The sequence below is a fragment of the uncultured Flavobacterium sp. genome, assembly GCF_963975515.1.
GTDB lineage: Bacteria > Bacteroidota > Bacteroidia > Flavobacteriales > Flavobacteriaceae > Flavobacterium.
In genome coordinates, this window is record NZ_CAXBGY010000002.1 from 127,645 (window position 1) to 153,709 (window position 26,065).

Annotated in this window: 23 protein-coding genes and 1 tRNA gene; 9 read left to right on the forward strand and 15 right to left on the reverse strand. The window is 30.6% G+C overall.

The genetic code is table 11. The features are described from left to right. Positions 1-171: 171 nt before the first annotated feature. Positions 172-774 carry a 50S ribosomal protein L25/general stress protein Ctc gene (locus AAC008_RS02985; RefSeq protein ID WP_339887333.1) on the reverse strand — a complete coding sequence of 201 codons (603 nt, stop codon included), beginning with the start codon at positions 772-774 and terminating at the stop codon, positions 172-174. A 27-nt stretch (positions 775-801) separates the two neighbouring features. After that, complete coding sequence (locus tag AAC008_RS02990; RefSeq protein WP_339887334.1) at positions 802-1,743, reverse strand: ribose-phosphate pyrophosphokinase; 942 nt, start codon at positions 1,741-1,743, stop codon at positions 802-804. Between the two features lie 148 nt (positions 1,744-1,891). Between AAC008_RS02990 and AAC008_RS02995 the strand changes: the two genes are divergently transcribed. Continuing rightward, a tRNA-Leu gene (locus tag AAC008_RS02995) sits at positions 1,892-1,971 on the forward strand. Positions 1,972-2,005: 34 nt separating this feature from the next. Here AAC008_RS02995 and umuD read toward each other — a convergent pair. From umuD to aspS, 5 genes are all read right to left on the reverse strand, one after another. After that, positions 2,006-2,434 carry a translesion error-prone DNA polymerase V autoproteolytic subunit gene (gene umuD, locus AAC008_RS03000; protein WP_339887335.1) on the reverse strand — a complete coding sequence of 143 codons (429 nt, stop codon included), beginning with the start codon at positions 2,432-2,434 and terminating at the stop codon, positions 2,006-2,008. A 101-nt stretch (positions 2,435-2,535) separates the two neighbouring features. Then, positions 2,536-3,801, reverse strand: a complete 1,266-nt coding sequence (locus AAC008_RS03005) for a Y-family DNA polymerase (protein ID WP_339887336.1) — start codon at positions 3,799-3,801, stop codon at positions 2,536-2,538. A 118-nt stretch (positions 3,802-3,919) separates the two neighbouring features. Then, positions 3,920-4,120 carry a cold shock domain-containing protein gene (locus tag AAC008_RS03010; RefSeq protein WP_026717616.1) on the reverse strand — a complete coding sequence of 67 codons (201 nt, stop codon included), beginning with the start codon at positions 4,118-4,120 and terminating at the stop codon, positions 3,920-3,922. Between the two features lie 76 nt (positions 4,121-4,196). Then, complete coding sequence (locus tag AAC008_RS03015) at positions 4,197-4,430, reverse strand: hypothetical protein (RefSeq protein ID WP_339887337.1); 234 nt, start codon at positions 4,428-4,430, stop codon at positions 4,197-4,199. Next, complete coding sequence (gene aspS, locus AAC008_RS03020) at positions 4,431-6,182, reverse strand: aspartate--tRNA ligase (protein ID WP_339887339.1); 1,752 nt, start codon at positions 6,180-6,182, stop codon at positions 4,431-4,433. It abuts the gene before it with no gap. A 136-nt stretch (positions 6,183-6,318) separates the two neighbouring features. Here aspS and AAC008_RS03025 point away from each other — a divergent pair, with 136 nt between their 5' ends. Further along, a complete protein-coding gene (locus tag AAC008_RS03025; protein WP_339887340.1) occupies positions 6,319-7,314 on the forward strand; it encodes a TlpA disulfide reductase family protein in 996 nt (331 codons plus the stop codon). A gap of 156 nt (positions 7,315-7,470) precedes the next feature. Beyond that, entirely contained in the window at positions 7,471-7,815 is a 345-nt protein-coding gene (locus AAC008_RS03030; RefSeq protein WP_339887341.1) for a membrane-binding protein, read from the forward strand. Between the two features lie 59 nt (positions 7,816-7,874). Here the strand turns inward: AAC008_RS03030 and AAC008_RS03035 are convergent, their stop codons facing one another. Genes AAC008_RS03035 through AAC008_RS03045 form a run of 3 tightly spaced genes read right to left on the reverse strand, consistent with a single transcriptional unit; the run spans position 7,875 to position 16,176 of the window. After that, entirely contained in the window at positions 7,875-9,944 is a 2,070-nt protein-coding gene (locus AAC008_RS03035; RefSeq protein WP_339887342.1) for a M13-type metalloendopeptidase, read from the reverse strand. A gap of 3 nt (positions 9,945-9,947) precedes the next feature. After that, complete coding sequence (locus AAC008_RS03040) at positions 9,948-12,776, reverse strand: M4 family metallopeptidase (RefSeq protein WP_339887343.1); 2,829 nt, start codon at positions 12,774-12,776, stop codon at positions 9,948-9,950. A gap of 4 nt (positions 12,777-12,780) precedes the next feature. Beyond that, positions 12,781-16,176 (reverse strand): T9SS type A sorting domain-containing protein, encoded by a 3,396-nt coding sequence (locus AAC008_RS03045; RefSeq protein WP_339887345.1) that lies wholly within the window; start codon positions 16,174-16,176, stop codon positions 12,781-12,783. 120 nt (positions 16,177-16,296) lie between these two features. Here AAC008_RS03045 and AAC008_RS03050 point away from each other — a divergent pair, with 120 nt between their 5' ends. The 4 genes from AAC008_RS03050 (at position 16,297) to AAC008_RS03065 (ending at position 19,558) form a co-directional block, all read left to right on the forward strand. After that, positions 16,297-16,992, forward strand: coding sequence for an SCO family protein (locus AAC008_RS03050; RefSeq protein ID WP_339887346.1), 696 nt, complete (start codon positions 16,297-16,299; stop codon positions 16,990-16,992). Positions 16,993-17,081: 89 nt separating this feature from the next. Further along, a complete protein-coding gene (locus tag AAC008_RS03055; RefSeq protein WP_339887347.1) occupies positions 17,082-17,315 on the forward strand; it encodes a FeoA family protein in 234 nt (77 codons plus the stop codon). 1 nt (position 17,316) lies between these two features. Further along, positions 17,317-19,434 carry a ferrous iron transport protein B gene (feoB, locus tag AAC008_RS03060; RefSeq protein ID WP_339887348.1) on the forward strand — a complete coding sequence of 706 codons (2,118 nt, stop codon included), beginning with the start codon at positions 17,317-17,319 and terminating at the stop codon, positions 19,432-19,434. 1 nt (position 19,435) lies between these two features. Next, positions 19,436-19,558 (forward strand): FeoB-associated Cys-rich membrane protein, encoded by a 123-nt coding sequence (locus tag AAC008_RS03065; protein WP_339887349.1) that lies wholly within the window; start codon positions 19,436-19,438, stop codon positions 19,556-19,558. 10 nt (positions 19,559-19,568) lie between these two features. On the opposite strand, the gene AAC008_RS03070 is transcribed toward AAC008_RS03065, so the two are convergent. From AAC008_RS03070 to AAC008_RS03085, 4 genes are all read right to left on the reverse strand, one after another. Next, positions 19,569-19,922 carry a hypothetical protein gene (locus AAC008_RS03070; RefSeq protein WP_339887350.1) on the reverse strand — a complete coding sequence of 118 codons (354 nt, stop codon included), beginning with the start codon at positions 19,920-19,922 and terminating at the stop codon, positions 19,569-19,571. Positions 19,923-19,953: 31 nt separating this feature from the next. Beyond that, positions 19,954-20,361 carry a hypothetical protein gene (locus AAC008_RS03075; protein ID WP_339887351.1) on the reverse strand — a complete coding sequence of 136 codons (408 nt, stop codon included), beginning with the start codon at positions 20,359-20,361 and terminating at the stop codon, positions 19,954-19,956. 110 nt (positions 20,362-20,471) lie between these two features. Beyond that, the gene (locus tag AAC008_RS03080; protein WP_339887352.1) at positions 20,472-21,290 is read right to left on the reverse strand and encodes a ZIP family metal transporter; all 819 of its coding nucleotides are present in this window, start codon (positions 21,288-21,290) and stop codon (positions 20,472-20,474) included. Positions 21,291-21,292: 2 nt separating this feature from the next. Next, a complete protein-coding gene (locus tag AAC008_RS03085) occupies positions 21,293-21,940 on the reverse strand; it encodes a metal-dependent transcriptional regulator (protein ID WP_339887353.1) in 648 nt (215 codons plus the stop codon). An 89-nt stretch (positions 21,941-22,029) separates the two neighbouring features. Between AAC008_RS03085 and AAC008_RS03090 the strand changes: the two genes are divergently transcribed. Further along, a complete protein-coding gene (locus tag AAC008_RS03090) occupies positions 22,030-24,276 on the forward strand; it encodes a TonB-dependent receptor (protein WP_339887354.1) in 2,247 nt (748 codons plus the stop codon). Positions 24,277-24,297: 21 nt separating this feature from the next. Here the strand turns inward: AAC008_RS03090 and AAC008_RS03095 are convergent, their stop codons facing one another. Then, entirely contained in the window at positions 24,298-24,783 is a 486-nt protein-coding gene (locus AAC008_RS03095; protein WP_339887355.1) for a PAS domain-containing protein, read from the reverse strand. A 115-nt stretch (positions 24,784-24,898) separates the two neighbouring features. Here AAC008_RS03095 and AAC008_RS03100 point away from each other — a divergent pair, with 115 nt between their 5' ends. Further along, complete coding sequence (locus AAC008_RS03100) at positions 24,899-26,065, forward strand: lycopene cyclase family protein (RefSeq protein ID WP_339887357.1); 1,167 nt, start codon at positions 24,899-24,901, stop codon at positions 26,063-26,065.

Here is a 26,065-nt window from a genome sequence, read left to right on the forward strand (position 1 = left end):
GTTTCTGTTTGTTTTAGTTTGAAGAGATTAAAAAGCCATTTCATTTTGTAAAAATACTATTTTTTTAAAAAATTATAAGGATTCAAATGCTGAAAATAGTTTTATGGAGAAAATAGCCAAAAAAAAAGCACCAGTTTTGAAACTGATGCTTTTGATATAGTTTGAAAATTTTTATTTTTTCTTAGTTGCAGTTTTTTCTGCTTTTGCAGCTTCTTGAGCAGCTTTCATAGCAGCACGAGAAATTCTCACTTGACAAACAACTGTGTTGTCTGGGTGCATAAATTTGAAATTATCAGATGCTAATTTAGTGATATATAATTTGTTCCCCATTTCAAGTGGAGTAATATCAGCAGTGATAAAATCTGGTAAATTTTTAGGTAATGCTTTAACTTTTAAACGTCTTTGCGCTAAACGTAAAACTCCACCACCCATAACACCTGGAGATTTTCCTATAACTTTTACAGGAACTTCCATAATAACTTCTCTATCATCCTGTAATTGGAAGAAATCGATGTGTAAAATTTTGTCTGAAACTGGGTGAAACTGAATGTCTTGTAAAATTGCATTTACTTTTTTTCCAGCTAAATCAATTGCAACGGTATGTGCATTTGGAGTGTAAACCAAACCTTTAAATGCTCTTTCGTCTGCTGCAAAATGCACTGGTTGGTCTCCTCCGTATATAACACACGGAACCATTCCAGCATCACGTACGGCTTTAGTTGCCTTTTTACCTACGCTTTCTCTTTCTTGTCCTTCAATTGTAATTGACTTCATTTTAAATATATATAATTAATTAATATTTTACATTAAAAATTTTCCACTAATGGAATTGTTGTGTTGTACCATGCGCATAACTTCTGCAAATAATGGAGCACAACTTACTACTCTTATTTTTTTTGATTCTCTCTTTAATGGAATAGAATCGGTAACAATTAATTCTAATAGTTTAGAATTTTCTATTTTTTCGTACGCATCACCTGATAAAATTGCGTGAGTACATATAGCTCTTACGCTAATGGCTCCTTTTTCTATCATTAGATCAGCAGCTTTTGCTAAAGTTCCACCGGTGTCAATCATATCATCGACTAATACTACGTTTTTCCCTTGTACGTCGCCAATTAGTTCCATGGTGCCTATAACGTTTGCAGCTTTTCTTTGCTTGTAACAAATAACTACATCTGACTCTAAAAATTTAGAATACGCATAAGCCCTTTTAGATCCACCCATATCTGGTGAAGCAATGGTTAAGTTGTCTAAATTTAGACCTTTTAAATAAGGTAAAAATATAGTTGAAGCAAACAAGTGATCAACTGGTTTTTCAAAAAACCCTTGAATTTGATCTGCGTGTAAGTCCATTGTCATAATACGAGTTGCACCAGCAGTTTCTAATAGTTTTGCAACTAATTTTGCTCCTATTGGTACTCTTGGTTTATCTTTTCTGTCTTGACGAGCATATCCAAAATAAGGAATAACTGGAGTTATATGTCTGGCAGAAGCTCTTTTAGCAGCATCTATCATTAATAATAATTCCATTAAATTATCTGCTGTTGGAAATGTAGAGCAAACAATAAATACGCGTAATCCTCTTATAGATTCTTCGTAAGACGGTTGAAATTCACCATCACTAAATTTTGAGAACGTTACTTTACCTAGCGGAATGCCATACTTTTCAGCAATTTGTTCGGCTAAGTGTACACTTTGGGAACAAGCAAATATTTTTGCTTCAGGTTCTTGATGTGACATTTAATGGGTTGTTTAGTAGTTAGTTAGTTGTGTGTCGCATTAGCGAGGTGCAAATTTAGAAATTAATTTTGACTCTGAAAGTATATTTTGAAGTATTTTTATATTTTTAGTGAAATAATTATTACATTTGCAATCTTATTTAAAAGCAGCCTTGGTGGCGGAATTGGTAGACGCGCACGACTCAAACTCGTGTTCTTCGGAGTGTGGGTTCGATTCCCACCCAGGGTACTAAAAGACCTCAAGTTAATTCTTGAGGTTTTTTTTATACTTTTTTTATCACATACGTAACAATTCCCCAAATGATTAAATCATTTTCTGCGGCAATTTGTATGGGTTTGTAGTTTGAATTTTCGGGCATTAAGAAAACATTATCACCTTCTATTTTTATTCTTTTTACGGTAAATTCACCATCAATAAAACAAATAGCGACTTTGTTGTTTTGCGGTTCTAAACTTCTGTCAATTACTAAAATATCGCCATCGTCGATTCCTGCACCAGTCATTGAATTGCCACTTGCTTTGGCGTAAAAAGTAGCTTCTTTGTTTTTGACCAATACATTATCTAAACTAATTTTACTTTCATCAAAGTCGGCTGCAGGTGAAGGGAATCCTGCTTTTATTCCGCTAGAAATATAAGGAAGTTCAATTTGGTTTTCTAAATCTGGAAGAAAGAATTGTATTTTATTTTTCATTTATTCTTTTTTTTTTGGAACTAAGATTTAAGAAATTAAAGAATTTTTTATACTTTTTTTAAACTGTTTTCTAAAAATCCAATGCCCGAAAATCTATTTTCTTAACACTTCACTTCTAAAATATCTTTAAAATCTGTTGTGTATTTTTTGGATAAATGCTTTTGTTTCATTTTCCAAGTATGTTGTAAATCTTGATTGCCTAATCTAATTTTTCGTTCACCTATTTTTTTATGAAAATCATCCATAACCTTCATTAAGATTTGATGTTTTGGATTTTCTTCCTCAAATAAATGAAATTGTTTTTGGTTTTCGGGAATGATGTCAGAAACAATAATCCCTGCTTTTTTATAAATTTCACCTTCTTGAAAAAGTTCTTTTAATAATTTTACAGCCACATTACTTATTGTGATGTTTGAATTACTAGCAAAAGGAATCGTTTCTAATTTGTAAAAATTATAGCGACTTCGTTCTACTTTATGTTTGTCAATTCGTAAATAAAGAATAACACTATGACAACACGAATTCTGTTTGCGTAATTTTTCGGCACAAACAGTTGCAAAAGTAGAAACACGTTCTTTCATTTCATCAAAAGTTGAAATTGTTCCTTCAAAACTTCTGGTGATTGCTATTTGCTTTTTTTGTGTTGGTGCATCTTCTAATAGTAAAACAGATTTTCCTTCCAATTCATATTTTAAACGTAAGCCTACAACTCCCATTTCTTTTTTTATGAAGGTTTCGTTATGAGGCAAGGTGAAATCATAAGCTGTTAAAATGTTTTTAGCTTTCATTTTTTTGGTTAATTGATAACCAATTCCCCAAACATCTTCGATTTTTGTCCATTTTAAGGCTTTGATGCGTTTTTCTTCGGTATCAATTACATAAATTCCTTGTGTGCGTTCTTGGTATTTTTTAGCAATTTTATTGGCAACTTTAGAAAGGGCTTTAGTAGGAGCAAAGCCAATACATACAGGAATACTCAACCATTTGTTAATTCTTGTTTTTATTTGAAGGCCGTAAGTATGATAATCTTTAATGTTCATTCCATCGAAATTCAGGAAGGATTCATCGATACTATAAACTTCTATGTTTGGAGTAAAAGCTTCAAGAATTTTCATGACACGATTACTCAAATCGCCATACAGAGCGTAATTAGAAGAAAACACTTTTACATTCTTTTCTCTTAATTCTTTTCTAATTTTGAATTCGGGTGCGCCCATTGGAATTCCTAATTCTTTAGCTTCGTAACTTCTGGAAATAACACAACCGTCGTTATTTGATAAAATAACAACAGGTTTGCCAACATATTGTGGTTGAAAAACACGTTCGCAAGAAGCATAAAAATTATTACAATCGACTAAAGCATACATTTTACAAATTTAAAGCATATCATCTCCAAATTTATAAAACGTACGTTAAAATTATGCACAAAAAAAACGCTCTGCATTGCAGAGCGTTTGTACTTGGGTAATCAAAAAATAATATATATTAGTCTTCGATAACTACAACTTGTGCAGCTACTTTACCTTTTCTTCCTTCTTCTTCTTCGTAACTAACGCTTTCGCCTTCAGTTAATGATTCAACTCTCATTCCACTTGCGTGTACGAAAATGTCTTTTCCTGTTTCATCGTCTGTAATAAAACCGTAACCTTTTGATTCATTGAAGAACTTAACTTTTCCTGTTCTCATGTTGTATTGTAAAAATTATTAATAATGCCCAAAGATAATTTTTTAATTGAAATAAAAAAGAGTTTTTTCAATAAATTTATTGATTTTCAGTATCTTCCTCATCTTTGAAGTTGAAATTCAGCTCAAAATCTTTTAATTTTTTGTTTTTGTATCTATGATAAATGAATACTGGCATCAAAATAAAAGCAAGAATTAAAACTCCAATTCCAACCCATTTGTCACCTTCTGCGCTGCCATTATTTTTATGATAATAACCAAAAGAGATGAATCCAATAACAATTACTAGTAATATTCTAACAATGTATTTCATTTATTTTAAATCTAATTTGATAGATAATTCTTTTAATTGAGTGTCATCAATTTTTGCTGGAGCATCAATCATTACATCTCTTCCTGAATTATTTTTTGGGAAAGCAATAAAATCACGAATCGTTTCTTGCCCACCTAAAATAGAAACTAATCTATCTAATCCGAAAGCTAAACCTCCATGAGGTGGTGCACCGTATTCAAAAGCACTCATTAAAAATCCGAATTGTGCTTCTGCTTCTTCTTTAGTGAAACCTAATAAATCAAACATTCTTGACTGTAATTCTCTGTCGTGAATACGAATAGAACCACCACCAATCTCGTTACCGTTTAAAACCATATCGTAAGCGTTTGCTCTCACTTTTCCGGGTTCAGTGTCAATTAATTTAATGTCTTCTGGTTTCGGAGAAGTAAATGGGTGATGCATTGCATGATAACGACCACTTTCTTCATCCCATTCTAATAAAGGAAAATCTACAACCCAAAGAGGAGCAAATTCATCTGATTTACGTAAGCCTAAACGAGTAGCAACTTCCATACGAAGAGCTGATAATTGTGAACGCGTTTTATCTGCAGGTCCAGAAAGGACTAATATTAAATCACCAGCTTTTGCATTAGTAGCTTCTGCCCATTTTTTTAAATCTTCTTGATTGTAGAATTTATCTACAGATGATTTGAAAGTTCCGTCAGCTTCACATTTTACATAAACCATTCCTGATGCACCTACTTGAGGGCGTTTAACCCATTCAATTAAGGCATCAATTTCTTTTCTTGTATAACTTGCACAACCTGGTACAGCAATTCCGACAACTAATTCGGCAGCATTGAAAACAGGAAAATCTTTATGTTGAGCTACTTCATTTAATTCCCCAAATTTCATTTCAAAACGAATATCTGGTTTATCATTTCCGTAGGTTTTCATAGCGTAATCATAGGTAATTCTTGGAAATTTCTCTACGTCAACACCTTTTATTTCTTTTAGTAAATGACGTGTTAAACCTTCAAACATATTTAAAATGTCTTCTTGTTCAACAAAAGCCATTTCGCAGTCAATTTGCGTAAATTCGGGTTGTCTGTCTGCACGTAAATCTTCATCACGGAAACATTTTACAATTTGAAAATACTTATCCATTCCACCAATCATCAATAATTGCTTGAAGGTTTGAGGAGATTGTGGTAAAGCATAAAATTGTCCTTGATTCATTCTACTTGGCACGACGAAATCTCTTGCACCTTCTGGAGTAGATTTGATTAAGTAAGGAGTTTCAATATCACAAAAACCTTGGTCGGAAAGATATTTTCTAACTTCCATGGATACTTTGTGACGGAATAATAAATTATTCTTTACAGGATTTCTTCTTATATCTAGATAACGATATTTCATACGAATATCTTCTCCACCATCAGTTTCGTCTTCTATAGTAAAAGGAGGAACTTGTGCTTCGTTTAAAATTGTTAGTTCAGTTACTAAAATTTCAACATCACCTGTTGCCATGTTTGGATTTTTGGAAACACGTTCAATAACGGTTCCTTTTATTTGAATTACAAACTCTCTTCCTAAAGATTTTGCTTTTTCAATAACTGCTTTGTCTGTCCTTTGTTCGTCAAAAATTAATTGAGTAATTCCATAGCGATCTCTTAAATCTACCCATATCATAAACCCTTTATCTCTAGATTTTTGAACCCAACCAGCAAGGGTTACTTCTTTATTGACGTGTGAAGCATTTAACTCTCCACAATTGTGACTTCTATACATTGTTGAACTATTTTTGCAAAAGTAATATAAAATTCAATTTTTGTCTTATTAAAATGTTTTTAAAAGCTGTGTTTTAACTTTTTTTTAATTTTTTTTCAAATAAAAAATATAACTTTACGTAAATTATTAAATCAATATGAAAAAATTAACTTACTTATTATTGCTTTCGACTTTTGTGTCATTTGCACAAACGGAAAAGAAAAGTACTGTAAAATTTACAGCAAAAATTGAAAACAGAAATAGTGATACTTTAACTATTTATGGTCCAAATCGTTTTAAACAAGCTATTCCGATTAATAAAAAAGGAATGTTTGAAGCTTCTATAGAGACAGCTGATGGAATACATCAGTTTTCTGACGGAAATGAGTCGTCTTTAATGTATTTAAAGAACGGTGATGATTTGTCAATGACAATGAATGCTAAAGAGTTTGACGAAACCATTGTTTATAAAGGAAAAGGGGCAGCGGAAAATAATTTTATGGTTCAAAAAGCCTTGAAAGATGAACAATTTGAATTAACTGCTTTTGATAAAGAAAGTGACGAATTTAACATAATGTTTGAAGCTAAAAAGAAAGCAGATTTTGAATCTTTAGAAAAAGGAAAGCTTGATGATACTTTTAAAACAACTATTAAGAAAATGATGACGCAACAATTTGCAGGAATGCAAAGTATGTATAAAGAAAATGAAGCAATGAAAAAACTTAATGGAAACCCTTCACCAACTTTTACTTATGAAAATCATAAAGGTGGTGAAACTTCATTAGGAGATTTTAAAGGAAAATATGTGTATATTGATGTTTGGGCAACTTGGTGTGCTCCATGTAGAGCAGAAATTCCTTTTCTACAGAAAATAGAAGAAAAATATCATGGTAAAAATATTGTGTTTGTTAGTGTTTCTATTGATGCTAAAAAAGATTATGAAAAATGGAGAAATTTTGTAAAAGATAAACAATTAGGTGGAGTGCAATTGATTGCTGATAATGACTGGAATTCTAAATTTGTTAAAGATTTTGGAATTAACGGTATTCCAAGATTTATATTAATTGGACCTGATGGAAATGTTGTTAATGCAAATGCTGATAGACCTTCTTCTGAAAATTTAGACAAAGTATTAAGTGAATTAGTGAAATAATAGTTTTAAAATTCTAAAAAAACCCAATAGCATATCTATTGGGTTTTTTTATGACTAATTTATCAATGTTACCAAATTGTTAAGAAAATGTTTCTTTATTGTAAATTTATTTCATATATTTGATAGAGTAATATTAAACTATTAATTAGAAAGAAGATGAAAAAAGTAATAATTATAGCAGTATTGTTGGTTTCTGGTGTTTTTTATGCACAAGAAATCCAGCCAAAATATGAGATAATAGGCAATGAAGTTAAAGCAACATATTTTCACGATAACGGTCAAGTTAAACAGCAAGGAAACTATTTAAATGGAAAATTGCAGGGTAAATGGGTTTCTTATAATGAGAATGGAAATAAAGAAGCTATTGGAGAATATAGAAATGGAGTTAAAGTTGGAAAATGGTTTTTTTGGACCGAAGAGACTTTAAGTGAAGTTGATTATTCTGACAATAGAGTTGCTGAAGTTCGAAAATGGTCTAGAGAAGTTTTAGTTAAAAATTAAAACTTAATTGGTTCATTTAAAAAAAAGCTCCTTGCATTGCAAGGAGCTTTTTGATTTTATTACCAAATCTTGACTCTATTTTCTGGATTGATATACATTCCATCACCAACTTTTATATCAAAAGCTTTATAGAAAGCATCTACATTTTGTAAAGGAACGTAAGCTCTGTATTGTCCTGGTGAATGTGGATCCGTTTTCACTTGATTTTTAATTGCTTCATCACGCATTTTACTTCTCCAAATGGTTGACCAAGAAATAAAGAAACGTTGTTCTGGAGTAAATCCATCAATTAAACCTGGATTACCGTTTTGTTTCAAATAAATTTGTAAACCATCATAAGCGGCATTTACACCTCCTAAATCTCCAATATTTTCTCCTAAAGTAAATTTACCATCTACAAAAATTCCCGGTAAAGGTTGTAAGTTTGAATATTGATCAGCTAAAGCTGTTCCCAATCCTGTAAACTGAGCTAAATCTTCATCACTCCACCAGTTTACTAAGTTTCCATCAGAATCATATCTTGAACCAGAATCGTCAAAACCATGAGAAATTTCATGACCAATAACTGCACCAATTCCACCATAATTTACCGCTTCATCAGCTCTATAGTCATAGAAAGGTGGTTGTAATATTGCTGCTGGAAATACAATTTCATTATTTGATGGATTGAAATAAGCATTCACTGTTTGTGGACTCATTCCCCATTCTGTTTTATCAACTGGTTCGTTTAGTTTTTCAATATTTTTTTTGTGAGACCATTTTGCATATAGTCTAGAATTTTCAAAATAAGTGCCTCTTTTTTCTGGACTAACTACTTCCAAAGCTGAATAATCTTTCCATTTATCAGGATAACCAATTTTAACGGTTAACTTGTTTAATTTTTCTTTACCTTTTTCTTTTGTTCCTTTTGTCATCCATGGTAAACCATCAATTCTATTTTCATAAGCTTTCATTACGTTAGCAATCATTGCTTCTGCTTTAGCTTTAGCTTCTGGTGGAAATTTTTTGGCAACATATAATTTTCCTAAAGCTTCTCCAAGTCTTCCGTTAACAGTAGCCAAAGCTCTTTCATCTGCTGGTCTTTGTTTAACTGCTCCTGTTAAAGTTTTTCCATAAAACTCCCAATTAGCATTATCAATTTCTGTTGAAAGTGAGCCTGCTGAACCTCTTAATAAAGTCCATCTCATGTAAGCTTTCCAGTCAGCTAATTTATTTTCGTTAAAAATAGTTTCTAAAGTCTCTAAATATTTTGGTTGCGAAACTACAATAGAATCTAATTTACCGATTCCGATTGTTTCAAGATAATTATTCCAATTTACTGTTGGAACCATTTTTTGAAGCTCTACAACTGTCATTGGGTTATAAGTTTTTCTTCTATCTCTTCTTTCAACTCTGTCTAAAGTTGCTGTTGACATTTTAGTTTCTAATGCTAATATTTTTACAGCATCAGCTTGGGCTGAACTTTCTGACTGTCCTAAAAACTGTAACATTCTAGCAGTATGTTCTTGGTATTTTTGACGTTTTTCGATATTGTCAGGTGCATCTGAAACGTAATAATCTCTGTCTGGTAAACCTAAACTTCCTGTGCCAACATAGACTACGTTTTTTTTACTATTTTTTGCATCTGTACTTACATAGACACCAAAGAATCCTAAGTTAATTTCATCATCAAATTCTGCAATTAAATTTACAACTTCGTTTGCATTTTTAACAGCATCTATTTTAGCTAAATAGGGCTTTAAAGGCTCAATTCCTTGTTTGTCTCTTGCTAGTGTATCTAAGACTGATTTGTATAAATTAATAGCTTTGGCTTGATCAGAATTTGGGTCAATACTTTTGTCGTTAATAGCTTCTTTAAGAATAGCCATAACGTCTTCGTCTGTATTTTTACGAAGTTCGTCAAAACTTCCCCAACGTGTTCTGTCAGCCGGAATTTCAGTGTTATCCATCCAACTTCCGTTAACATATCTAAAAAAATCATCTGAAGGTTTCACGGATTTATCCATGAAAGACGTGTTGATTCCAACTGGATTTTCTTTTTTTGTCACATCTTGACTTGTTTTACAAGAGTAAAATGCTGCTGTTAAAAAAAGGAAGCTGATACTTCCTTTTAAAATTTTATTATTCATATTTTATTGTTTAATAATTCTCTTGACTATTTGCTGATTATCTGCAACAATTTTTACAAAATAAACACCTTGTGAAGCTGATGATAAATCAATGGTTGTTGTTAAATCTGAAAGTATTATGTCTTTTTTCGATAAAATTATTTTACCTGTTAAATCATATACTTCAATTAACGATGGATTAGTTTCTCCTAAGTTAATATTGAAAATTCCATTTGAAGGATTAGGATAAATTGAAATTGAGTTTAATTCAAAACTTTCATTTGCTAAAACTCCGCTGATTACAAAATCATCAATGTTAACTCCTTTTTGATTAACGGCTTCATCGGAATGAAATACAATTCTAAAAATTACATTTGATTGTCCGACTAATGATGTTAAAGGATAAGAATATGTTTTTAATGTTGTGTCTGTTCCTGTCCATTGTGCGCCAACACAATTGTTACAGTCACTTCCTGTAGTTTGAGGTGTTCTGTTGCTATTATACCAATTCGTTCCCATTTGACCTAATACAGACCAGTTTTGTCCCATATCTGTTGTGTATTGAACGTAAACAATATCCCAATCTTGTTCTAAGTCAAATTTCATCGCAAAACTTATTTGAGGACTAGAGACATTTGTAAGATTATAACATTGAGAAATGATATATGCTTTTTTCTGATCAACATAATTACCAGTTAGATTTGTAGTATAAACCGTATTTCCTGAAGAGGTCATTGGTCCAAAGCCTTTAATGCCTCTTACCCAAATTGAAGAAGATTCGTTTTCGTTATATGTAATTAAAGCGTCTGATGCATTTGTAAAAGGATTCGTAACTCCGACAACTCCAGCATCATTAACTAATAATAGTACAGATTTTGTGTTGTTTTCGGGTCTACCGTCATTAGTTATTGTTGAAGTAACGTTCATTACATGAGTTCCTCTTGTCAATCCCGAAACAGATAATGGAAAAGTTGTTTCGCTACAAGGGGCTAAGTTGCCGTTCCATGTTTGGTTTATCGCTGTTCCACCATCAATTGTGTATGAAATTGAAATAGTAGTTATAGCATTTAAACCTTGATTTTTAAGTTTTAAAATTGGTGACAAACTTGCTCCACACGAAACCATACTTACCCCAGTAATTGTCTGTAAGGCTATATCGTTAGAAATAGTTACATATTGATCTCCAACATTTACAGCATACCAAGCATTTGTTACAGCAATTACTTCAGGACTGTTAGCACAATAAATTGTACTTGCTGCCTCAATTGTTGCAATTCTTGCATCAGCATATGTTGAGTTTGGAGTTAAATAATCTCTTTCTGCAATGTAGGCTATTTCCGCTGCTTTAGTCATTCCAATTCCTGTAACACTATATGTGTCAGGTGTAGGGGCATTATTTGTTCCTGATTTACCTGCTGTTAAAATATAAAACCAATGATTTAAAACTCCAGAATTTGTATGTACTCCACCGCTATCTGCAGTTCCACTATACCAATAAGTTCCCAAATAAGTATCTGGGTCACCTTTAGAATTTGGGTTACTCATAGATCTAAAAGCATTTCCTAAATCTTCACCAATTAACCAAATTGAACTTGGAATTGTAGCTGTTAAACCTCCAGTTCTTCCGTATTGTTCAATGCAAGCACCCCAAATATCAGAAAAACCTTCATTCATAGCACCTGATTGATTTTGATATACTAAATCTGCAGTATAAGTACAAATTGCGTGTCCGATTTCGTGACCACATACATCAATTGAAGTTAAAATACTTGTTGAACCGCTTCCGTCACCATAAGTCATTGCTGCTCCATTCCAAAAGGCGTTGTTATAATTATTATCGAAATGCACATAACTTTTAATTACAGCTCCATTATTATCATAACTATTTCTATTGAATATATTATTCCAAAAATCGTATGTTTTTTCTGCACCCCAATGTGCATCTAATGCTCCATTGTCTTTATTTGCATTATTGTATTCGGCTGCAGTCCAATTGTTATCATTATCTGTAAAATCTACATCTTGATAGACCGTTCCTTTTAGACAATTAAATGTTTTTATTCCGTTTCCTCTGGTTGCATCTTGTAAAATGTAATTTGAACCAGACAATGTAGTTTCAATTTGTCTGCTACCACTATATCTAGTTGCAGCTGTTCCTTGAACTAGTACTTCAGGAGCATTTAACTTTGAAAAAGGTTTTTTCACTTCACTATTTGCATTTATTTTATCAGCATGTTTAATGATAGGATTTGAAAAAAGAATTTCTCCAGAATGTGCATCAACATACACTTCTTGTCTAGCAACAGGGTTAATAGAGTAAATATCGTATTTATAAGCTAAATGGCTTTTTTCTGACAAGACATTTGGAAAGATAACTAATGATCCTTCTGGTTTTTTATAATTCATTAAACGTGATTGCTCAGTATCTTCCCACATGTATTTTAAAGCATTTACACTTTGTAACGCTTTGTTAAATGCTTGTTGTTTAGACACAGTTGGAGTTATGTTCAAGTCGTTTGTGTTATAAAGTTCTCCATTAACAAAATATACACTGTTATCGTTAGAATGTGTAATTACTGTTCCGAATTCTACTTTTATATTGTTGTAAAATTGTTGAAACTTATCGTGTTTAAATCCTCTTTCATCAATTGTTGAATACAATTTAGTGTATGAATAATTTTCATTTAAACCATATTCTTTTGAAAACAATTTAATTGCTCCATCTAAATTTGTATTTACAGTGTTTATTTTTAATGTTTTTTGATGTGCTTTTGCTTCTTGCAGATTGTCTTTTTGACCAAAAAACACACCTGAACTCAACAACATTATCAAACTTAGTATTTTTGTTTTCATTTTTTTATTGTTTAATAATTCTTTTAACGATATTTTGATTGTTGGCATTTATCTTAACAAAATAAATTCCTTGAGAAGCATCTGATAAATTTATTGAAGTTTCAAAATTACTAATTAAAAGATCTTTTTTAGATAAAATAATTTTGCCTGTTAAATCATACACTTCAATAGATGTTGGTTCTATATCACCTAAAGATATGTTAAAAATTCCTTCAGATGGATTTGGATAAACTGAAATATTTTTTAATTCAAAATTTGCTTTAGATAAAACACCTGAAATTACAAAATCATCAACATTTACACCTAATTGATTTTCAGCAGCATCTGAATGAAATACTATTCTAAAAATTACATTTTGCTCATTGTTTAAAGCGTTTAATGGGTAACTGTAGGTTGTTAATGTTGTGTTTGTTCCTGTCCATTGACCACCAGGACAATTTTGACAATCATCTGCAGAACCAGATGATGCATTAGTTCTATTGCTATTATACCAATTTGGTCCTTGTTGTCCTAATAAAGACCATGTTTGCCCAAAATTTGTTGAGTATTCTACATAAACAATATCCCAATTTTCTTCTAAATGATATTTCATTGTGAATTGAATTTGAGGATTTGTTATGTTCGTTAAATTATAACATTGAGAAACTATGTATGATTTTACGGCATCTGGATAATTACCAGTTAAGTTTGTTGTATAAACAGTGTTTCCACCTGAAGACATTGGTCCAAAACCTCTTGTTCCTGTAACCCATTGTGAACCAGCACTTCCTTCATTGTAGGTGATTAATTCATCTGAAGTATTTGTAAAGGCATTTGTTTGACCAACTACTCCTGAATCATTTACATAAAATGTTATTAAACCTGAATTATTATCGGAGTAAGCGTCATTTGGAGTTGTTGAAGTTATACTCATGTTGTGAACACCTCTTGATAATGTCTGTGAAGGTAATGAAACTAATGCAGTTTGACCAGAAGTTATATTTCCATTCCAAGTAAATGTATTAGCACTTCCATCAATAGAATAATTAATGTTTATTACTGTAATTGCATTTGTTCCATTGTTTTCAACCTGAATTTGTGGTACAATTGAATTTCCACAATTAATGTCGATATTATTTGGGTTTTGAATAGCAACCAGTTTAATGTCAGTTGCTGGCACTTGAATAGGGATGTTTGTTTGCCAAATACCTCTTCCATAAGTTGCTGCGGTTAACATATTATCTTCTAGATTAATCTCTAAATCAGTAACAGAAACGTTTGGTAGATTTGTATCAAATGCTTCCCAAGCCGTCATGGTGTCATCAATATAATAAACACCTAAACTTGTTCCTAAATATAAAGGATTATCTGTATTTCGACCTTGATGAACAATAGTATTTTTTCCAATATTTGGCAATCCAGTAGAAAAATTAGTAAATGAAGTTCCCCCGTTTGTTGATTTTAATGCTTGACCGAAATTACCAGATGTTGTAAGATATATTATACTACTATTAGTTGAATGTATATCAATAGCCCTAATAGTACCAGGTGCAACATAAGTTGTTGTAAAAGTAATTCCTTTATCAGTACTTTTATATAATGAAGAACCATTAGTAACATACATGATATTATCATTTGAAGGATCGATAGCTATTAATTCTAGATTTCCAGAACCTACACTATTAGTGTTTTGAAGAGTCCAAGTTGATCCATTTAATTTGTATAAACCATTAAACCCAGAGAAAACTTCTCCGATAGAATTAATCATTAATGGAGTAACCCAATTTCCACTTACACCAGTAGGAGAACTTACACTTGATCCAAGAGAGTTACCTGCATTACTACTAATGTACATATTTCCTCCATTTTGAATAAAACCATAATATAAATTTTGGTTAATTGGACTTATTGCTGCATCCATTCCATCTGCCCCATAATAATTTTTCCAAGCACCATCACTAAAAGCGTGACCTCCATTGTCTTGTAATCCTCCTACAATATTTGCAGAGGTTTGTTTAGAAACGGCAACTTTATAGAATTGACTAATTTGTGCTCCAGCTGTTTTATCAGTAAAAACAATTCCACCATTGTTTGAAACATAAACTCCTCCATCACTACCACAGTATAATTTTCCACCTTGAAAGCCTAGATAATGAATATCAGCATGTGTATAAGACGCTCCAAATGGAGAACTCCAATTGTTAAGCTTTGAAAATGTACTTCCTCCATTTGATGATTTCCATACATTTAAACAACCTGTATAAATTTCATTTTCATTTACATCAGAAACAGCAAGTGCTAAATCATAATATGATTGACCAGAACCATCAAAAACATCTGTAGTTCCTGAGGTTTTTGTCCAAGATGACCCTCCGTCCATTGATCGATATATTCCTTGAAAATCTCCTCCAGTTAAAGTACTTAAAATATAAATGTAATTTGAATTTGCTGCAGTTACATCTAATAACATTCTTCCTGAATTGAAAGGTAAACTTGTAGTAATGACACTAAAAGTACTTCCAGTATTTGTTGATTTAAAAAATCTATTGTTAGAAACGGCATAAACTGTTGTAGGGTCATTAGGTTTTAATCTTAACGAACCTTGTGAAAAATTTCCTGTTTGAACAACAGTCCAATTTAGTCCGGCATTAGTTGTTCTATAAAGACCAACACTAGTACCACACCATAAAATTTGATTATTTGTTGGGTGTATTAAAATATCACCTGCTAAAGTAGAAGTGTTTGTAAAAGTTAAACCGGTAGTGTTCCAAGTTAAACCTCCATCAATCGATTTCAAAACTCCAATAGAGTAGGTGTCCGAAGAGTCTTTATCACCTGTTGCGATATAAATGGTGTTAGAATTAGAATAATCAATTGCAATACCAGAAACTCCAATCTGAGGTAGATTATCTGACAATGCTGTCCAAGTTGTACCAGAATCAATAGACTTCCATATTCCACCAGCTGGTGTACCTATATATATAGTGTTAGAGTTTGATGGGTCAACATGTACAATATTTACTCTACCTTGGCCTGAAGACCATGAACCTGTATTTAAATGAGAAAAAGGGCCAACAGGTTGCCAGTTGCTAACGGGTAAGGATTGTGTATTTTTATTAATTGTAGCTGTTTTTTTTTGATTAAATGCAGCCCACATTTCTTCTGGAGTTATTATATTTCCATTAACATCAACTTTATTTTGCCAATGGTACTCCCATCTCATAAAAGGTTTATAACCTGAACCTTTTTTGTTTTTGTCATGAGTTAACCAATATGCATCAAAAGAGCTCTTTAACTGCTCTATTGTTAAATTTCCTTGTTTTGCTTCTTCTTTATTAACAAGCCAAGGTGCAGAAGAATTATATTGTGAATATCCTAATAAGGAAATTAACATTGTAAATAAAGTAATTGTTTTTTTCATTGTAAAATTTTGAATATTTAACAAATATATATAAAGAAATTAATATAAATTAATTTTTAACAACTGTTCGTTAGATATCTTACATAATTTTCTCAGGGTTTTGTATTTTTGCAAAAAAAAATGATTACAACATTAAAAAAGTATAAAGTGTTTATATTTATATTCTTAAGTATATCGACTATTGTTTTTTTTGGAATTTATACTTTATTAAAACCTCAAAAAACTTTACCAATTTTTACACCAAGAGATGTAAATCCTCAGTTAGTTGATACAACTATTCAGCATGTAGGATATAATCATAGAATTGCTGATTTTAAATTTATTAATCAGAATGGTAAAATAATTACGCAAGAAGATTATAAAGATAAAATATATGTAGCTGAATTCTTTTTTACTACTTGTCCAACAATATGCCCCATAATGACTGAAAATATGGTTTGGCTTCAAGATAAAATTAAAGATATGCCAGATGTTTTGTTGCTTTCTCATAGTGTGACTCCAGATATTGATAGTGTTCCTGTTTTAAAAAAATATGCGCTTGAAAAAGGAGTTATTGATAGTAAGTGGAATTTAGTCACAGGAAACAAAAAAGACATTTATTATATAGCTAGAAAATCTTATTTAGCTGTAGAAACTGGAAAACCTGAAGAATTATACGATATGGTTCACACGGAAAATTTTGTGCTTATTGATAAAAAGGGTAGAATTAGAGGTTTTTATGACGGAACAAATCTTGACAAACCAACGGATGACGGAACAAAAAACGTAACCCAACTTCTTGAAGACATCAAATGGCTTTCTGAAAAAGAGAAATAAAACTTCGGACTAAAGTTAAAATATGATAATTATCAGTATTAATCAGTATTAAATTTTTACTTTTGTATTTTAATTCAATCTAAATAAGCGTGGAAATTAATTTATCACAACTTAAAAAAGGTGAAAGAGCAACTATTTTAGACTTTAACATTGAAGAAATTCCGTTAAAGCTACTAGAAATGGGATGCTTGCCTGGTAATAGTATTGAGTTAATTCAAATTGCACCTCTTGGAGATCCATTATACTATTGTATTAATGACGCTCATGTAGCAATTCGATTAGAAACAGCTATAGAAATCAGCATTATAAAAGAGCAAATTTAATATGGCTCAAAAAAATATCAAAGTTGCTTTAATAGGAAATCCTAATGTCGGAAAAACATCTGTTTTTAACCAACTAACGGGTTTAAATCAACAAGTAGGAAATTATCCTGGAATTACGGTCGAAAAAAAACAAGGTTTTGCTAAACTATCAAATGATGTTCGAGCAAAAATCATCGATTTACCTGGAACTTATAGTTTAAACGCAAGTTCGATTGACGAAAACGTAGTCATTGAATTATTATTAAACAAAAAAGATGCAGATTTTCCTGATGTTGCAGTAGTTGTAACTGAAGTGGAAAACTTAAAACGTAATTTACTGCTTTTTACTCAAATTAAAGATTTAGAAATTCCAACCATTTTGGTCATCAATATGAGTGACCGAATGAAGTTAAAAGGAATTGAATTGGATATTCCTTTTTTGGAACAACAATTAAATACTAAAATTGCTTTAGTAAGTTCAAGAAAAAAAACCGGAATTGATTCTTTAAAAAATTTAATTCTAAATTATGAAGATTTATCTATTGAACCTTGTTTAAATTCATCTTCAATTGATCCAGAATATTTTGATAAGTTGAGAAAAACATTTCCAAATCAGCTGTTATACAAACTTTGGTTAGTGATTACTCAAGATGTAAATTTCTTGAATTTAGAACGTAATGAAATTAAAAGTGCTTTTACAAAATCACATTCCGATTTAAAACGATTACAACAAAAAGAAACTATAAAAAGATATCAATTTATAAATGACACCTTAAAAACTGGTCAAAAAATTGATAAATCTAAAGCATCAGGAATTCAAGCAAAATTAGACAGAGTACTTACACATAAAGTATTTGGCTACGTAATTTTCTTCTTTATATTATTTGCGATATTTCAATCTATTTTTGAATGGTCAACGATTCCAATGGATTTTATTGATGAATCTTTTGCCCATTTTTCAAACTACGCTAAGACACATTTACCAGTTGGAAAATTCACTGATTTAATTAGTGAAGGAATTATTCCAGGAATTGGTGGAATCGTTATTTTTATTCCGCAAATTGCCTTTTTATTTCTGTTTATTTCTGTTTTAGAAGAAAGCGGTTATATGAGTCGTGTTGTGTTTTTGATGGATAAAATCATGCGAAGATTTGGTTTGTCAGGAAAAAGCATTGTGCCTTTAATTTCTGGAACTGCTTGTGCGATTCCTGCCATTATGAGTGCTAGAAACATTGAAAATTGGAAAGAACGTCTAATCACAATTTTAGTAACACCATTTACTACTTGTTCCGCTAGATTACCTGTTTATGCCATTATAATATCCTTAATAATTCCTGAAGAAAAAGTTTTAGGTTTCCTAAGTTTACAAGGTTTAGCCTTAATGTTACTTTATTTGATTGGTTTTTTCATGGCCATTTTTTCTTCTTGGTTGTTAGATAAATTCTTGAAATTAAGTTGTAAAACGTATTTTGTAGTCGAAATGCCAAGTTATAAAATTCCAATGTTTAAAAATGTTGCAATCAATGTGTTGGAAAAAACAAAAGCGTTCGTTTTTGGTGCTGGAAAAATTATTTTAGCCTTATCGGTTATTCTTTGGTTTTTAGGTTCTCATGGGCCAACTAAAGATTTTGATAATGCAAAGCAAATAGTTGAAAAAGATATTTTAGCCAATAATCTTGATTTAGACCCAAGTTTAATTGAAACTAAAGTCAATACATATAGGTTAGAACATTCTTATGTTGGAATTATGGGTAAAGCCATTGAGCCAGCGATAAAACCTTTAGGTTACGATTGGAAAATTGGAATTGCTGTGGTTACATCATTTGCTGCAAGAGAAGTTTTTGTAGGAACATTGGCTACAATTTATAGTGTTGGTGCAAACGATGATGAAGATGATATGCAAAACACCATTAAAAAAAGAATGCAAGCAGAAATAAATCCTGTGACAGGTGAAAAAGTGTTTAATTTTGCTACCGGAATTTCGTTATTGTTGTTTTATGCTTTTGCGATGCAATGTATTAGTACTTTAGCAATTGTGAAAAAAGAGACTAACTCTTGGAAATGGCCTGTAATCCAACTTGTGGTTATGAGTGGATTTGCTTATCTTGTAGCTTTAATTGCTTATCAATTATTAAAATAATATGCAAGAAATATTAGTTTACATAGCGCTTTTTATAGCTGTTGGATTTTTAGTAAAAAAATTCTTCTGGAAAAAATCTAATAAGAAATCAAAATCTTGTGGTGATGACTGTGCTTGTCATTAAGTGAAATTAGTTAATTAGCAAAGTAATATTCATATTCTTTATTATTGATGTATATTTTATCACTATTAATTTCTTTTTTGATTTTATCTCCAATATTAATTTTGTTGTAAATTGACTCATTAACATTATAATTTAAACCACCAACATTTATAATAGTTGCATTTCTAGCTCCATAAGTTGTGTCTGTAAATTTACTAATAACAAAACCCTCTGGAATTGTTTCTTTTAATATGTTTTCATAAGCTAACTCTTTCAAATCATGATGCCTTTTATCATCATCATAAAAATACCTAAACAACAAAAAAGTAAAACAAGTAAATAAAACAATAAAATGTTTATTCTTAAAAATAAATTTCTTTACCATGATATGTTTTTAATAATTCTACACATATAATCTACTCCAACTCAACTTTCAAAACATACTCTTTTAATTCAATATTTTGACCTTCCTTTTTTATCGGTTGAACCAAAATATTTTTTATTTTTTTAACTGTCGAAATGTATTCAGCAAAAAACTGTTTGTTTTGTTCCAATGTTTTATAGCTGATAGAAAGTCTTTCTGTATTTTCAAGTTTTTGATTTTTATAAATCTCAATCTCCAACTGAACTTCACCAACCCAAATACATTCTACTCCTTCAGGACAACGCGAATCTGAAATGATTTTAGAGATTTTCATTTCATAATCATTCCCAACATTAGTTAATGAGGTTGAGTTGATAAGAATCTCGTTTTCGTTTGCAACTTGTTTTGAAGCACAACTTATGAAAATAAAAAGAATTATAATTGGTGTAAAGTATTTCATTAGACTAAAAGTTTATTTCTCAAAGTTACATAAAGTATTCACACAGAGTTTCTCAAAGATATAAAACTTTGTGAATCTTCCATTTCTCTGTGAATCTCTGTGAAATAAATTTACCCTAAAGCAACATCCAAAGTCATCATTACAATAAATCCACCAATAAATCCTAAAGTTGCAATATCAGTATTATTAGCTTGTTGCGTTTCCGGAATTACTTCTTCAACCACAACAAATATCATCGCACCAGCTGCAAATGCTAAAGCGTAAGGTAAAATTGGTGTAAAAAATATTACAGCTGCAGCTCCTAAAACTCCAGCAATTGGTTCTACTAAAGCAGATGCTTGTCCGTACATAAAACTTTTTCTGCGGCTCATTCCCATTCTACGTAATGGCATAGAAACTGCAATTCCTTCAGGGAAATTTTGAATTCCAATTCCGATAGCTAAAGTTACTGCTCCTGCAATAGATGCTTCTGGAATTCCAGCGGCAACTCCACCAAATAAAACTCCAACAGCTAAACCTTCAGGAATGTTATGCATTGTTATGGCTAACGTTAATAAAGTGGTTCTTTGCCAAGGTGATTTTATTCCTTCTGTTTCTTTAAAATTAATGTGTAAATGAGGTAAAGTTTTGTCTAAAGCAAAAATGAAAAGTGCTCCAAGTGCAAAACCAATTGCAGCCGGAATTACTTTAATAAATCCTTCTCCTTCACTCATTTCTATTGATGGCGCTAACAAACTCCAAAAACTTGCAGCAACCATAACTCCACCTGTAAAACCTAGCATTCCATCAAAAAATGTTCGATTCATTCCTTTAAAAAAGAACACAAAAGAAGCTCCTAAAGCGGTAACAAACCAAGTGAACATTGTAGCATAAAAAGCAGCCAATATGGGATCAATGCTTTCTAAATAAGTTAATAAATCTTGAAACATAATTATTGTACGTATAGGTTAGTAGCTATTTTATTTGAAATCGTAATTTTTTCACCATTAATTTCGACTTGTAGAATATCATCAAAAGTATCTTTTTCTAAAATTTTGAAAGTTGAACCTAAAGCAATTTTTTGTTTGTCTAAATATTGTAAAAACTCTGCTGAGGAATCTTTTACTCCAACACATTTATAGGAAACATTAATTTTTGCATCAGACAATAATTGTTTTTGGACTTTTTTAATTTCACCATCTGCATTTGGAATAGGATCACCATGTGGATCAAATTCAGGAAAATTTAAAAAAGCATCAAGTTTATTTATCAATTTTTCTGATTGAATGTGTTCTAATTCTTCTGCAACTTCATGGACTTCATCCCAACTAAAATTTAATTTTTCTACCAAAAAAACTTCCCACAAACGATGTTTTCTCACTATCATTTTAGCCGTTAATGTTCCTTTTTCGGTTAAAGATGCTCCTTGGTATTTTTTATAAATTATTAAATCTTTTTCAGATAATTTCTTCAGCATATCGGTTACAGATGACGCTTTTGTTTCAAGCATTCCTGCAATTGCATTGGTATTTACTCCTTTTGGAGAAACAACGGATAAGTGATAAATTACCTTCAAATAATTTTCTTCTGAAGTAGTCATTATTATAAATTTTATACAAATATATAAAAATTTATTTTGATGGCGCGAATATTATTTTTAGTTTTGCCTAAAAATTAATTTAAAGTTACATGAAAATATATTTTATACTACTCTTATTTTCCATTTGTACTTTTTCTCAAACATCAATTACAGGGAAAGTTACTTCAGAAAACGAAAGTTTACCTTTTGCTACAGTTTACCTAATTGAACTAAGCAAAGGAATCACAACTAATGACAATGGTCAATATTTACTAGAAAATATTCCTAACGGAAAATATACTTTGCAGTTTTCTTATACAGGATTTAGAACTATCAAAAAGACAATCACTGTTTTTAATCAAAAAAAACTAATTTTAAATTGCAAGTTAGATGAGATTGACACTTTAGATGAAGTTGTATTAACCGGGACTTTAAAAGCTGTTTCGAGATTAGAATCTCCTGTGCCTGTAGAAGTTTATACGGCTGTGTTCCTAAAGAAAAATCCAACTTCAAATATTTTTGAAGCTTTGCAAAATGTAAATGGTGTTCGTCCTCAATTAAATTGTAACATTTGCAACACTGGAGACATTCATATTAATGGTTTAGAAGGCCCGTACACTATGGTTACTATAGACGGAATGCCAATTGTTAGTGGTCTTTCAACGGTTTATGGTTTATCTGGAATTCCAAATTCATTAATAGACAGAATTGAAATTGTAAAAGGACCAGCTTCTTCTTTATATGGAAGTGAAGCTGTTGGTGGCTTGATAAATATTATTACTAAAAGTCCAGAAACTGCTCCATTATTTTATGCTGATGTGTTTAGTACTTCTTGGCTAGAAAACAATATCGATATTGGAGCTAAATATAAAATTGGTAAAAATGTAAATTCTCTTTTAGGGATTAACTATTTTAATTACAATAACCCTATTGATAATAATAATGACAACTTTACTGATGTTACGCTTCAGGATAGAGTTTCTGTCTTTAATAAGTTTACCATTAAAAGAAAAAATGATAAAGAATTAACTTTTGCAGGTCGTTTTTTTTATGAAGATAGATGGGGTGGAGAATTACAATGGAATAAAAGTTTTAGAGGAGGTGATCAAGTATATGGCGAAAGTATTTATACTAAAAGATTTGAAGTGCTAGGTAAATATCAATTGCCCGTTTCAGAAAACATGTTTGCTTCTTTTTCTTATACAAACCATGATCAAAATTCAGTTTATGGAGATATTCTTTTTTTAGCTCAACAAGAAATTGCTTACGGTCAGTTGACTTGGGATAAAAAAATTAGTAATCACGATTTACTTCTTGGTGCTGCATTTCGTTATCAATACTATAATGACAATACAACTGCTACGATAAATTCTGAAAAAAGTAAAATTAGCAGTTTATTTATTCAAGATGAGATAAAATTAGCCGAAAAACACAGTGTTTTGTTAGGTTCTCGATTTGATTATAATTCAGTTCATGCTTCAATATTTACTCCACGAATTGCCTATAAATGGAAACCTTCTAAAGATGATGTTTTTAGAATAAATGCAGGAACAGGTTTTAGAGTTGTAAATTTATTTACCGAAGAGCATGCTGCATTAACAGGTTCTAGAGATGTTATTATTACAGAAAATTTAAATCCTGAGACTTCGTATAATATTAATTTTAATTATTTAAAGAAGTATAAATTTGAGAGCGGAATTCATTCTGTTATAGAGTTTTCTAGTTGGTATACACATTTTAAAAATCAAATTTTACCTGATTATGATACAAATCCAAATCAAATAATTTATTCAAATTTAAATGGGTATTCTAAAACTTATGGAGTAACAGGAAATTTAGAATTAATTTTTCCTTTTGGTTTAAAAACTATGATGGGTTTTACGGTTTTAGAATCTAAAAATAAAAGAAACGGAATAACTTCAACGCCAATATTAACAGAAAAAATTAGCGCTACTTGGGGAATTACTTATGATATTGCTAAATGGTATTTATCTATTGATTATACAGGAAATTTATATGGTCCAATGCGTTTGCCTCTATTAGGAAGTTTAGATCCAAGAAGTGAATATTCACCTGTTTGGAGCATTCAAAATATTCAATTTACCTATAAAAAGATTAACCGAATTGAATTATATGGTGGCGTTAAAAACCTATTAGATTGGACACCAAATAAAAATAATCCTTTTTTGATTGCAAGAGCTAATGATCCTTTTGACAAAAATGTTGTTTTTGATAGTAATGGAAACGCAACTTCTACAGGAAATAATCCGTATGCATTAACATTTGATCCAAGTTATGTTTATGGACCAAATCAAGGAATTAGAATGTTTTTAGGTTTAAGGTATCGAATTGATTAAATTAAAAAAAAACCAAATTTTTTAAGCAGCAGTTTCAAATGCGATATAATTTACAAAATTGCCATTGTTGTCGAATTTAGGATAAGCTTCTATTTGACAAATATAAGTTTCACCGTTTTTTTTGTAGTTGATTATATTTTCTTTGAAAGGTAATTTCTTTTCTACAGCTATTTTAATATTTTTTCTACTTTCAACAGAAGTCAATTCACCTTGAAACATTCTTGGCGATTTGCCTTTAATTTCTTTATAGTCATAACCATTCATTAGCGTAATATTACTAGAAGCAAAAACAATTTTTAAATTTGCATCAGTAACTAAAATAGCTAAATTTTGATTCTTTTTTGTTTTGGCAAAAATCACTTTTTCAGACCACAAAGTTTGAATATCATTAAACTCTTTTTCTTCTGCTCGAGGAAGGTTATAAAATTCCCAACAAGTCATTGGTAAAGGTAAAATATTTAAACCCTCTTGGTATTTAGCCCAAGCTTTGTCGTATTCGTGTAACATAAAATTCTATTTAAAGTTCAAAACTAATTATTTTTTATATTGAAAGTTTAGTTTTTATAAGGTTTAACGTTTGTTTGATACTTAAAATACAAGTTGGTTTCAATATCTTTGACAAATGAAACATTACGATTACATTTTTACAGGAACTGGATTAGCTGCTTTACTGACAGTTTATGAAATGATTTTGTCTAATAAAATAGAAGACAAAACCATTCTTCTAATTGATAGTGATGCTAAAAAAACGAATGATAGAACTTGGTGTTTTTGGGAAGCCACCCCGTCCTTCGGACACCCCTCCAAAGAAGGGGAAGTTCTAAAAGAAATAATTTCTAAAAAATGGGATACAACTCTTTTTGCCAATGAAAATTTTAGAAAGAAATTAGATATTGAGCCATATCACTATAAAATGATTCAAGGTTTAGATTTGTATAATTTCATTTTTGCTGAAATTTCTAAGCATGAAAACATTCATTTTTTACAAGAAAAAGTTACTGATTTTTCTGAATTGGGAAATCATTGTTTGGTTAAAACGGAACAAAATAGTTTTACTTGTAATAAGGTTTTTAATTCTATTTTTAATTCAACTTTAATTACTTCGCAAGAAAAATATCCTTTATTACAACAACATTTTATTGGTTGGTTTATTAAAAGCAAGGAACCCGTTTTTGATGAAAATGCAGCGACTTTTATGGATTTTTCTATAAAACAAAAAGGAAATACTCGTTTTATGTACGTTTTACCAACATCCAAAAATGAAGCTTTGTTAGAATATACTTTGTTTTCAAAAGATTTACTTGCAAAAGAAGAGTATGAAAATGAAATTGAATTGTACATTAAAAATTTAGGAATTACTGAATACGAAATAATCGAAAAAGAACAGGGAAATATTCCAATGACGAGTTACCCTTTTTGGAAACATAATTCAAAAAATGTAATAAACATTGGTTCTGCTGGTGGTTGGACAAAAGCAAGTACAGGTTTTACGTTTAAAAATGTGACTAAAAAATCTAAACAATTAGTCAAGTTTTTAGAAACAGAATCAGACTTTACTAATTTTCATAAAAAAGACAAATTCTGGTTTTATGATTTGCTTTTTATTGATGTTTTATTTAAAAACAATGCAATAGGTTCAAAGTTGTTTTCTGGTTTATTTGAAAGCGGAAAATCAGGTTTAATCTTAAAGTTTTTAGATGAAGAATCTTCATTATTAGAAGATTTAAAAGTCATTTTAAAATGTCCAAAAATTCCATTTATGAAAGCTTTGTTTGGAAGAATTTTTTAA

Excerpts from the sequence above, each read along its gene's own strand:
- AAC008_RS03080 (WP_339887352.1), bottom strand. The coding sequence starts at position 21,290 with ATGTTTCAAGATTTATTAACTTATTTAGAAAGCATTGATCCCATATTG.
- AAC008_RS03015 (WP_339887337.1), bottom strand. The coding sequence starts at position 4,430 with ATGAAATACATTGTTAGAATATTACTAGTAATTGTTATTGGATTCATC.
- AAC008_RS03035 (WP_339887342.1), bottom strand. The coding sequence starts at position 9,944 with ATGAATAATAAAATTTTAAAAGGAAGTATCAGCTTCCTTTTTTTAACA.
- AAC008_RS03070 (WP_339887350.1), bottom strand. The coding sequence starts at position 19,922 with ATGGTAAAGAAATTTATTTTTAAGAATAAACATTTTATTGTTTTATTT.
- AAC008_RS02990 (WP_339887334.1), bottom strand. The coding sequence starts at position 1,743 with ATGTCACATCAAGAACCTGAAGCAAAAATATTTGCTTGTTCCCAAAGT.
- AAC008_RS03005 (WP_339887336.1), bottom strand. The coding sequence starts at position 3,801 with ATGTATGCTTTAGTCGATTGTAATAATTTTTATGCTTCTTGCGAACGT.
- AAC008_RS03065 (WP_339887349.1), top strand. The coding sequence starts at position 19,436 with ATGCAAGAAATATTAGTTTACATAGCGCTTTTTATAGCTGTTGGATTT.
- feoB (WP_339887348.1), top strand. The coding sequence starts at position 17,317 with ATGGCTCAAAAAAATATCAAAGTTGCTTTAATAGGAAATCCTAATGTC.
- AAC008_RS03010 (WP_026717616.1), bottom strand. The coding sequence starts at position 4,120 with ATGAGAACAGGAAAAGTTAAGTTCTTCAATGAATCAAAAGGTTACGGT.
- AAC008_RS03085 (WP_339887353.1), bottom strand. The coding sequence starts at position 21,940 with ATGACTACTTCAGAAGAAAATTATTTGAAGGTAATTTATCACTTATCC.
- AAC008_RS03100 (WP_339887357.1), top strand. The coding sequence starts at position 24,899 with ATGAAACATTACGATTACATTTTTACAGGAACTGGATTAGCTGCTTTA.
- aspS (WP_339887339.1), bottom strand. The coding sequence starts at position 6,182 with ATGTATAGAAGTCACAATTGTGGAGAGTTAAATGCTTCACACGTCAAT.
- AAC008_RS03040 (WP_339887343.1), bottom strand. The coding sequence starts at position 12,776 with ATGAAAACAAAAATACTAAGTTTGATAATGTTGTTGAGTTCAGGTGTG.
- AAC008_RS03090 (WP_339887354.1), top strand. The coding sequence starts at position 22,030 with ATGAAAATATATTTTATACTACTCTTATTTTCCATTTGTACTTTTTCT.
- AAC008_RS03030 (WP_339887341.1), top strand. The coding sequence starts at position 7,471 with ATGAAAAAAGTAATAATTATAGCAGTATTGTTGGTTTCTGGTGTTTTT.
- AAC008_RS03025 (WP_339887340.1), top strand. The coding sequence starts at position 6,319 with ATGAAAAAATTAACTTACTTATTATTGCTTTCGACTTTTGTGTCATTT.
- AAC008_RS03050 (WP_339887346.1), top strand. The coding sequence starts at position 16,297 with ATGATTACAACATTAAAAAAGTATAAAGTGTTTATATTTATATTCTTA.
- AAC008_RS03045 (WP_339887345.1), bottom strand. The coding sequence starts at position 16,176 with ATGAAAAAAACAATTACTTTATTTACAATGTTAATTTCCTTATTAGGA.
- umuD (WP_339887335.1), bottom strand. The coding sequence starts at position 2,434 with ATGAAAAATAAAATACAATTCTTTCTTCCAGATTTAGAAAACCAAATT.
- AAC008_RS02985 (WP_339887333.1), bottom strand. The coding sequence starts at position 774 with ATGAAGTCAATTACAATTGAAGGACAAGAAAGAGAAAGCGTAGGTAAA.
- AAC008_RS03095 (WP_339887355.1), bottom strand. The coding sequence starts at position 24,783 with ATGTTACACGAATACGACAAAGCTTGGGCTAAATACCAAGAGGGTTTA.
- AAC008_RS03075 (WP_339887351.1), bottom strand. The coding sequence starts at position 20,361 with ATGAAATACTTTACACCAATTATAATTCTTTTTATTTTCATAAGTTGT.